Below are 9,405 nucleotides of genomic sequence, written 5' to 3'. Positions count from 1 at the left end.
GCACACCTGTACTAAACTAATTTTTTTCGGGACATTTTAACTTGCGCTTGACACATCTTTTTTGTGAGAATCATTTACGTGTGTCAAACACAAGTGATAATGTCTCAATTAAACACAAGTAAAAATAACCAAAAGAATATTATTATAACAACGTGATTTTTTACACATTTCACTATTATTTCGTTCATGGTACACTCTCGGCGTAGAAAGTTTTAAAGCGGTGGCAATCTCTATAAAGGTAGGTGATGCCTATGAGCATCTGTTTAAAATCTATCGAAAGGAGGTTGTATTTTGTCAGTCTATGAAGCTTTGACATTGGCGTGTTCTTTTGCGACTTTATTAGTTGCGTTAGTAGCACTCATTGTTAAACTTATAGAATTACTAACAAAAAAATAACACCGCACAAAACTTGGGTATAGTTTGCGGTGTTATTAAAACATCATAAACAAGCCACCGTCTTTTCAACGGTCTACATCAGAGTCGAGTTGCAGCTCGGCTCTTTTTGTATCTTTATTATACCAAAAACAAAATGAATTGCAAACTTCGCAAATCCAATTTTACTCTCGTTTGTCAAACACAAGGGAAAATATCTCTTTAAAATCAACATTCCATTTAATGTACTATAAACAACTAACCTTCATACCCAATCTCAAAAAATGCTAATTCTAAAGCTACCGCACGATTCCAACGTTCTTGCAGTGCTGAAATCGTTACTTTAACCTTACAAATTCTATTCAACTCATCAACAAGAAACTGAACCCATTCTTCAAAAAATTCTCCTCTATGAAGATGAATCCACTCCAGATGAACATATTTCTCTGGAAGAGGCAATTCCTTAGAGCCCCAATCTAAATATAAACCTTCTGCAATAACTAACATCACTAAAAGCTGAGCATAATCAGATGAATCGACTGCTGAATACATTAGTTTTTGAAACTCTTTTGTCACAGGATGTAACGTTACTTCTAAATATTCGTTTTCTGCCACTCCTAATTCTTTAAATGCTTTTTGAAAATAGCCATCTTCATCTGCTTCTAAAAATCCTAATTGTTTTGCAAATCGTAATTTTGCTTCAAGCGTGTCAGCATGTGCCACACAAGCTCCTAGCATCGATAAAAAAGCATCAAAAAAATGATAGTCTTGAATCAAATATTTTATTAGCACTTCATCCTCAATCGTTCCTTCAAAAAGCTCCTTTACAAAACGATGATTGACTGCAGCTTGCCAATCTTTCTGACTATTTTTTAGCAATTCTCCCACAGCATTTCCCGTTTTAAAAGCATATTTTCCCATATATAACCATTCCTTTCCTATTCCATATTTTGTCTAGAGGACAAAAAAATCCTCTTTCATTTGCTAAATGATGAGGCAAACAAAAGAGGATATTAGATGATTATTCAAATATAAGTCCTTTCCCTTAATCTATCCTATGGATTAGACATAATTAGCGAATCATTTCCCTTCGACAGTACGAACTGCATCAGGTTCAATGGGTATCATCTCAGCCATAAAGGCACCCCAAATGTTCTCTCATTTCATTCGAAACCAGTATAACAATACAGGGATTTAATGTAAAGTTTTTGATTTTTGAATTTGTAAAACCTTTATAATACTTCTTCATATTTCTACTCCCACTTGAAATTCTCCAAATAAACAGTTGTCATTTGTTCAGATTGTTCAATTTCCTAAAATGTACAATTTTACTCATTACATTTATAATAATGAATAAGTAAATTGATTAAGGAGTTCATATGAAAGAACAAAGACCTAACTTTAAAGATATCCATTCATTTGAAGAATTTAATTGTTACTATTGGTACCGTGATGAACTATCACAAATTTGTAAATCCCTAGGATTAGAGTATAGAGGTACGAAGCAAGAATTGAATGATATCATTCATCAATATTTTTTAGGAAATAAAGTAGAAAAAAGTGTGAGCAATAGAAACAAAAATCGAGTTGAAGTTATAACTTTGAATACTCCTTTACTTTACTGTGGTTTTTCTTTCAACCAAAAATTTCGTGATTATTTTTCAGCTGTAACAGGTATTAGTCCGTTTAAATTTAGTGCTAATATGGCAACAGCATGGAGAAAAGTAAAAAAAGATAAAGATATAACATTCACGATTCAAGATATGATTAAAATATATTATGGTGAATCAGATTATGCAAAATATGATAGCTCAGCTTGTCAATGGAATCAGTTTCTAAAAGATTTTTGCTCAGATGAATGTAGCAAATTTTATTCAAATAAGTTAAAAGTTGCATCTATTTTTTGGAAAGAAGTTAAAAATTCGACAAATGAAAAAATTTATTCTAGAGAACTTTTAAAAGAATATGAACATAAAGTAAAGGAATATCGTAAGGAGACAGATTCCAACTAATTAAGTTAGATACTTCATTAGAAGAGAGAGGTGTCATAAAAAAACGATGAGTAACCTAAGGTCATTCACCGTTTTCCAATCTCTTTTGCTCTTTTCGTCTTTTATTTCGTTCTCTTAATCCTTTAAAGAAGTCTTTTAAGATTTGTTGACACTCTTCTTCTAACACGCCATGTTCGACTTCTACTTGATGATTAAATCGTTCATCTTGTAATAAATTCATAAATGTTCCTGCAGTTCCTGCCTTTGGATCAAAAGCTCCAAACGTTACTTTTTTTAACCGAGATAAAATCATGGCTCCACTACACATCGGGCATGGTTCTAATGTTACAAATAATTCGCAATCTTCTAATCGCCAACTCCCCAAAGCTTGATTTGCTTGACGGATTGCTTTAATTTCCGCATGTAACGTTGCATCTTGTTCCATCTCACGCAAATTATGTCCACGTCCAATTATTTCTCCATTTAACACAACGACTGCACCAATTGGTACTTCTTCTTTTTCATACGCTTTTTGAGCTTCTTTTAAAGCTTCCTTCATGAAAAATTCTTTTTCCATTTGTTCGATCATACTCACCTCATTCATGAGATAGTTGTAATTCTTTTTCTTTTTTTATCACTAATTCCTTTACTAAATGATAAATAACCGCACACAGAGGTGTAAAGAAAATTAAACCAATGATTCCAAATAAATTACCACCGATTAATGCAGCTGCTAACGTTAGCACTGTTGGTAAACCGATTGAATTTCCTACTACACGTGGATAAATAAAATTCCCCTCAATCAACTGTAATCCATAGAAAACACCTATTGATATTAATGCTTGAATTGGACTTACTGTAAATATAAAAACTGCACCTAACATACAAGCTAAAAACGGACCAATATATGGAATAAATGAAAGTACCCCTGCCAATACACCTGTAATTGCTGCAAATGGTAAATTAAACACACTATAAGTAACGAAAACAAGCGAGCCAATAATCATCGATTCTATTAACTGTCCCATTAAAAACTTATCATATGTATCTAACGTAATCGTTCCAATATATTGAAGAAGCTGATATCTATTTTCTGGCAATACTACCTTTAATAAACGATTTAATAAATAATGTAACTGTTCTTTACTTCCTAAAATATTTAACATTAAAAATACAGCCATTAAAATCGTAAATACATTTGAAAAAATACCCGTTACATTAGAAGTAAAACTTCCTAAAAAAGATACTACGCTAGAAACAATATTACTCTGATTAATAAAACTCGTGACTCTTTCTACATCAGCTGCCTGTAACCATCCAGAATGTTGAACCCAATAAATACAGAAATTCATTAAATAATTTAAACTTTCTCCTAATTGAACAACTGTATTCGCTAAAGTAGGTACAATAATCCAAGAAATGGCAACCACAATTGCAACAAAAATCAATAATACTCCTAAAATCGCAATTCCTCTACGAAAAGAAGAAGGAACCTTAATTTTTTCTAATTGCTTCTCCATATGTTTCATAGGAACATTAAAAATAAAAGCTAGTAATAGTCCTAAAACAATAGGAGACATCATCCCTAAAAAAGTATTCACTCCTGCGTATAAATGTCTAATATTTAATACGAAAAATAAACTCGCCGCAGCTACTGCAATTAATATTAATTGTTGTTTAAAATTTTTCTCCATTACTTGTCTCCATTTTTCTGTAATTTCTCTTGAATTTCTTCCATTAAAGCTTCGCAGCCTAAACAAACATCTTGATATGTTTGTTCAAAATCACCGGTATACCAAGGGTCTGCAATATCTCGCTTGTTTCCTGCAAAACTTAATAAAGACGCAATTTTTGCATCAGTCTTTCCTTGCATCATTCGCCTTATATTCATCATATTTTCCGAATCCATTCCAATGATGTAATCCGCATCGGCATCTACAGAGGATAATTGTCTCGAATACATTCCATCGGTAGAGATTCCGACTTTTGCTAATTGTTTCCGAGTACCAGAGTGAACAGGATTCCCTTGTTCCCAAGAACTTGTTGCTGCAGAATCAATAATGACTTGTTGTTCTAAGCCTCTATCTTTTACCATTTGTCTAAATACAGCTTCTGCCATCGGTGAACGGCAAATATTTCCTAAACATACAAATACAACTTTCATCTGCAACTCTCCTTTTCTCTTTCTGCCAGTATATCATATTTTAGAATGCTCGTCCTTTTAATTCCATAACAAAAAACACACGAAAGACTATTTTGTTGTCTTTCGTGTGCTAGAGATTAATCTAATTTAAAACAAGATGAATGATATGATTAGCATAAATACTACACCAACAATCATTGGGACAGATGTTCTCTTAACAATATCTAACGGTTCTTGTTTAGTACTGCCAGCAACAATCATAACAACTGCTGCAACAGGAGATACTGCGCGTAATAAATTCCCTGCTAACCCCATTGGAACTGTAACAGCATAAGGACTAATATGAGCTGCAGTAGCTAAAGGAACCATTAGAGGCACCATCGCAAAGAAAAGAGCTGTACCACTACCACTTAATAATACAATTATAGCTGTGAAGATAACTAAGATTAATGGTAGTAATATTCCTGATGCACTAGTATTTTCCATGGATTTTTGAAGTACTGAAATAATACCAATTCCTTTTAATCCACTAACAAAAACAGATGCTGCAATTAATAATATTACAATTCCCATAGAATTACCCATTCCTTTAAAGAAGAAATCTACATTATCAAATGTTTCTTTAACATTTTTTGTTCTTAGTAATTCACAAATGATTGCAATAACAAAGGAAATAATTGCCACAATTTCAACTGAAACTTTTAAATTTGTTCCTAGTAAAGAGTTAACTCCAAAAATCACTAACATAATCAAAATTGGCAACAATGGTAAACATGCATAGACAAATTTAGTGAAGCCTGTAAACATTTTTTTACTTTCATCCACAGAAGAATCTAAAACATAATCAATTTCACTAAATTGAATTGATCTATCACAATATTTTTGCCATAAATAATGTGCAAGAGCCATAACTAATAGTGTTGGGACAGAAATAATCGCATGATAGTTAAAAACATATTCTGCCACAGGAATTCCTAATTCTTGAGCAATAGCAACATTATCTGATCCCAATGGAGTAGGCATTACTGTTGCAGTTGTAGCAATAACTGCTGCTGCTGTTAATGGGCTCATTTTTGATTTTACTAATACTGGATACAAAGTAGCTAATAAAATTATAGCTAAATTCGAAGCACTTGGAATTACTAAAGATAATAAGTTACCTAACAAGAACACTACTGGAACTAAAAAATAAGATGATTTTACATGCTTTAATGGAGATGTTAAAACATTAACAGTTACTTCATTCGCCCCTATTTTATTCATATAGGCAGTATAACCACCCAAAATCAAAATGACTAATCCTGCTCCAGAAAGAGTTGATTTAAATTGGTTTACAACCGAAGTAAGTGGGTCAATAAATTCATTAACAGGTTCTTTAATAACTGGAATTCCTGTTAACGAAGCAATATATAGAAGTAATATACCTATTCCTAACATTGCAACCTTAATATCTGCTTTTTTTAATAATAAATAAGTAACTAGACCCACTGAACAAATTCCTAATAAAATTGTAACAATTGTACTCATAATATTCCTCCTTATTCTACTTTACATTTTTCTACTGCTGATACAAACCACTTTCTAAATTCATCAGCATTAACGTCTATTGCAACAATCGCATTTTCTTCTTTACCCATTTTTTTATTTATATCAATTAAAGAAGCACCTTGAGTAAATTCTCCTTTAGTTTCTATTGTGACATACTCACTAGATAATTGATATATTTCAGGTGCTAACAAATATGCAATAGCAGTGCTATCATACATCTTTAATCCTGTAGAAAAACTACCTCCTCTATATAGTTTAAATAGTGAATAAAACATATCTCCTGTAGGATTTAACTCTTTTATTTTTTCTGAAATTTCAGGATAAATTAATGCCTCCTTACCAATTTCTAAAGGACAAATCACTTTAGTTACTGGAAAATCCATAACAATTTTTGCCGCTTCTGGATCAAAATGAAAATTATATTCAGAATATACCCCTGAATTACCTCTTCCAATGGCTCCACCCATAATAACAATTTCCTTAACCTTTTCCAGATCATCTGGATAAGAATTTATTAATAAAGCTATATTTGTTAATGGCCCAATACAAACTAGTGTAATTTCTTTATTATTTTGTATTACTTGATGCATTGCTTCAACTGCATTTATATTCATTAATAAACTTGTATCAGGTTCTGGAAAATCATATCCTTCCATACCAGTCTTACCATGCACTGATTCAACTGACATCGCTGTTTTTAATAATGGTTTTTTTGCTCCTTTAGCTACAGGAACTTTTTTATTTAAAAATTTTAATAATTTCAATGCATTAGTTGTTACATTTTCTAATCCAACATTTCCTGCTACCGTTGTAATTAATTGAACGTCCAATTCTTTCGCATATAATGCAATTGCAATTGCAACTGCATCATCTATCCCAGGATCTGTATCAATAATAATTTTTCTCGTCATTTTACATTTTCTCCTCTATTTCCTCTAATGTTGGTACATAATCATGTGCATTTTCTCTTTCACATGCTAAAGCACCAGCCACTACCGAATATTGTATAATTTTTTCGATATTTTCTTCTTCTAACAATTTATATACAAACATTCCAAGAAAAGAGTCTCCTGCACCAGTTGTATCTACTACATTTACTTTAATCGAAGGTAATAACCCGTTTAAATTCTTAGTTGAATAGAAAGCACCTTTTTCACCTAATGTGATAACAATATTTTTCACTCCATACTCATGCAGTTTGTTAGATGCAATTCTACAATTTTCTATATTTTCCGGATACTCTCCTGTTAGTAATTCTGTTTCAGATTGATTTAATATTAAATAATCAATCTCTTTTAATATTTCTTTTGGTATTCTTTTTGCCGGTGCTGGATTAACTACTACTATCATATGTTTCTTTTTAGCTAATTTTATAGCATACCAAATAGTTTCTAGCGGAATTTCAAATTGAACTAATAAAATATCATTCATATTTCCATCAATAAATTTCTCAACATCTTGTTCAGAAACATTATTATTAGCACCAGGAGCTAACAATATTCTATTATCCATATTTTCGTATATAATAATTGCTCTTCCGGTATAGGCAGTTGTATCCTTAATAATACTTTCAACATTAACTCCATTTTTTCTCATTTCATTTATTGCTTCTTCACCTTGAATTTCACTACCTACTCTTCCCAAAAAAAGAGTTGATGCTCCCAGTGAAGCTGCAACAATCGCTTGATTTGCTCCCTTTCCTCCAAAACTAATATGATAATTTTTACCATGTTTTGTTTCACCAGCTTTTGGAATACTATCAATACTAATCTTTTCATCAATATTAATACTACCTACAACATATATTTTATTTTTCAACAAACATCACCATACCACTTCCAAACGTACCATTCGGCCGTTTTATAAATCCAAATTGTTCATAAAAGTTCTCTGTTCCACTCGTACTCATTAAACCAATATATGCATGATCACATCCTATCTTTTTAATTTGATTTAACAAATTCATTACTAATAATGTACCTACCCCCTTATTTTGAAATTCTGGATGGACAATTATATCTTTTAAAAAGAACACAATTCTTCCATCACCAACAACTCTTCCTATTCCAACTAATTTATCTTTTGAATAAATTTTAATATTAATAATATCCTTTTCTAGAGCAAGCCTCACATCATTATATTCATACGGATAAAAGTTAACCAATTTATGCATTTCTAAATATTCCGTTGCAGTTAAAGCATTATATATAATTCTCAATCTTATCACTCCTAACTTCAACTTTTGGTTAAACGTTTAACCTTGTTTGTGATTTTATTATGCACCTTTTTGTTAGCGTTGTCAATTCTAAATTAAAAAATGAGCACATAATTCTTATGCACTCATTCGTTTTAGTTTTATAAATATGGTTTTAAATAAATTGTCTCTGTATAATCCCCTTCTTCTAAGGTTCTCTGTAACATTTTAACCGCTTCTTCTGCTAGTTGCTTGATATTTTGATTTACAGAAGGTAATTGTATTCCAAACATTTCTGCATATTTTAAATTATCATATCCTATTATTTGAAAATCACTTATTTTTTTTATTTTATTAGCACTTAATATCCCATATGCCATTAAATCATTAAAACAAAAAATCCCACTATTTTCTTTTAAAATATCTGTTTCCATTCCTATTTTCATTCCAGATTCATAATGAAAATCACCTTCAAAATAATTAACTTTTATTCCCTTATCCGAATCCTCCAATGCATCTTTTACTCCTTTTAAACGTTCATTAGAAATAAAAGATGTTTTTTTACCTGTAACTATTGATAGTTCCTTAACTCCTTTTTTTAGCAATAAACTAGTTGCTAGGAAGCCTCCTAATCTATTATCCGAGACAACTTGTCCTTTAGAAATACCTGTTACAAAACGGTCGACAAAAACTATTGCAGAATCTATTTTCATTATAAAATCTCTAAATTCTTGTAAATGTAAGTACGTTTCGTTTGCTACACAAATAATAATTCCATCTACTTGTCTTTCTAGAAATTCATTAATATGATTGATATCATTTTTAAAAATATCATTACTATTAGCAATTAATATTGAGTACCCTTTAGTACTCATTTCACGTTCAATAATTCTAACTAATTTAGAAAAAAACGGATTTTCAATATCTGGAATTAGTACCCCTATTGTTTTTGTTGGTGTTCCTAATAAACTTCTAGCTATTTTATTTGGTCTATAATTTAATTCTTTTGCTATTTTTTTTACTTCTTGTTTTTTGGCTTCAGATATTCTTGATGGTTTATCATTTAAAATAATAGAAACCGCAGCTGGGGAAATATTTGCAATTTTAGCAATATCTTTTAAAGTTACATTGGACATTTCATCACTCCATCTCTCTAT

Annotated in this window: 11 protein-coding genes and 1 riboswitch; of the genes, 2 read left to right on the top strand and 9 right to left on the bottom strand. The window is 31.0% G+C overall.

What is annotated here, in order from left to right; all coding sequences use genetic code 11:
• Positions 1-291 precede the first annotated feature (291 nt).
• Positions 292-396: a putative holin-like toxin gene (locus RWM24_RS08340; protein ID WP_399539346.1), complete on the top strand. Its 105-nt coding sequence runs from the start codon at positions 292-294 to the stop codon at positions 394-396.
• A 234-nt stretch (positions 397-630) separates the two neighbouring features.
• Here RWM24_RS08340 and RWM24_RS04430 read toward each other — a convergent pair whose 3' ends face one another.
• Positions 631-1,293, bottom strand: coding sequence for a TenA family protein (locus RWM24_RS04430; protein ID WP_314111987.1), 663 nt, complete (start codon positions 1,291-1,293; stop codon positions 631-633).
• A 147-nt stretch (positions 1,294-1,440) separates the two neighbouring features.
• Positions 1,441-1,531, bottom strand: a riboswitch (TPP riboswitch).
• Between the two features lie 220 nt (positions 1,532-1,751).
• Between RWM24_RS04430 and RWM24_RS04425 the strand changes: the two genes are divergently transcribed.
• Complete coding sequence (locus RWM24_RS04425; protein WP_314111985.1) at positions 1,752-2,384, top strand: SAP domain-containing protein; 633 nt, start codon at positions 1,752-1,754, stop codon at positions 2,382-2,384.
• A 61-nt stretch (positions 2,385-2,445) separates the two neighbouring features.
• On the opposite strand, the gene tadA is transcribed toward RWM24_RS04425, so the two are convergent.
• The 8 genes from tadA to RWM24_RS04385 form a co-directional block, all read right to left on the bottom strand.
• Positions 2,446-2,952: a tRNA adenosine(34) deaminase TadA gene (tadA, locus tag RWM24_RS04420; protein WP_314111983.1), complete on the bottom strand. Its 507-nt coding sequence runs from the start codon at positions 2,950-2,952 to the stop codon at positions 2,446-2,448.
• 7 nt (positions 2,953-2,959) lie between these two features.
• A complete protein-coding gene (locus RWM24_RS04415; RefSeq protein ID WP_314111981.1) occupies positions 2,960-4,057 on the bottom strand; it encodes an AI-2E family transporter in 1,098 nt (365 codons plus the stop codon).
• Positions 4,057-4,527, bottom strand: a complete 471-nt coding sequence (locus tag RWM24_RS04410) for a low molecular weight protein-tyrosine-phosphatase (protein ID WP_314111979.1) — start codon at positions 4,525-4,527, stop codon at positions 4,057-4,059. The genes RWM24_RS04415 and RWM24_RS04410 overlap by 1 nt, the downstream gene beginning before the upstream one ends.
• A 126-nt stretch (positions 4,528-4,653) precedes the next feature.
• Positions 4,654-6,033, bottom strand: coding sequence for a C4-dicarboxylate transporter DcuC (gene dcuC / locus RWM24_RS04405; RefSeq protein ID WP_314111977.1), 1,380 nt, complete (start codon positions 6,031-6,033; stop codon positions 4,654-4,656).
• 11 nt (positions 6,034-6,044) lie between these two features.
• Positions 6,045-6,965 (bottom strand): ribonucleoside hydrolase RihC, encoded by a 921-nt coding sequence (gene rihC / locus RWM24_RS04400; protein ID WP_314111975.1) that lies wholly within the window; start codon positions 6,963-6,965, stop codon positions 6,045-6,047.
• A 1-nt stretch (position 6,966) separates the two neighbouring features.
• Positions 6,967-7,872, bottom strand: coding sequence for a ribokinase (locus RWM24_RS04395; RefSeq protein WP_314111973.1), 906 nt, complete (start codon positions 7,870-7,872; stop codon positions 6,967-6,969).
• On the bottom strand, positions 7,862-8,272 hold the full coding sequence (locus tag RWM24_RS04390) for a GNAT family N-acetyltransferase (protein WP_314111971.1): 411 nt from the start codon (positions 8,270-8,272) through the stop codon (positions 7,862-7,864). The genes RWM24_RS04395 and RWM24_RS04390 overlap by 11 nt, the downstream gene beginning before the upstream one ends.
• A gap of 137 nt (positions 8,273-8,409) precedes the next feature.
• Positions 8,410-9,384, bottom strand: a complete 975-nt coding sequence (locus RWM24_RS04385) for a LacI family DNA-binding transcriptional regulator (protein WP_314111970.1) — start codon at positions 9,382-9,384, stop codon at positions 8,410-8,412.
• Positions 9,385-9,405: the final 21 nt, after the last annotated feature.

Source organism: uncultured Granulicatella sp., assembly GCF_963516875.1.
In the GTDB taxonomy this organism is placed as follows: Bacteria; Bacillota; Bacilli; order Lactobacillales; family Aerococcaceae; genus Granulicatella.
Note: the sequence above shows the minus strand (reverse complement) of the source record. Positions and strands in the feature narration are given on the sequence as shown.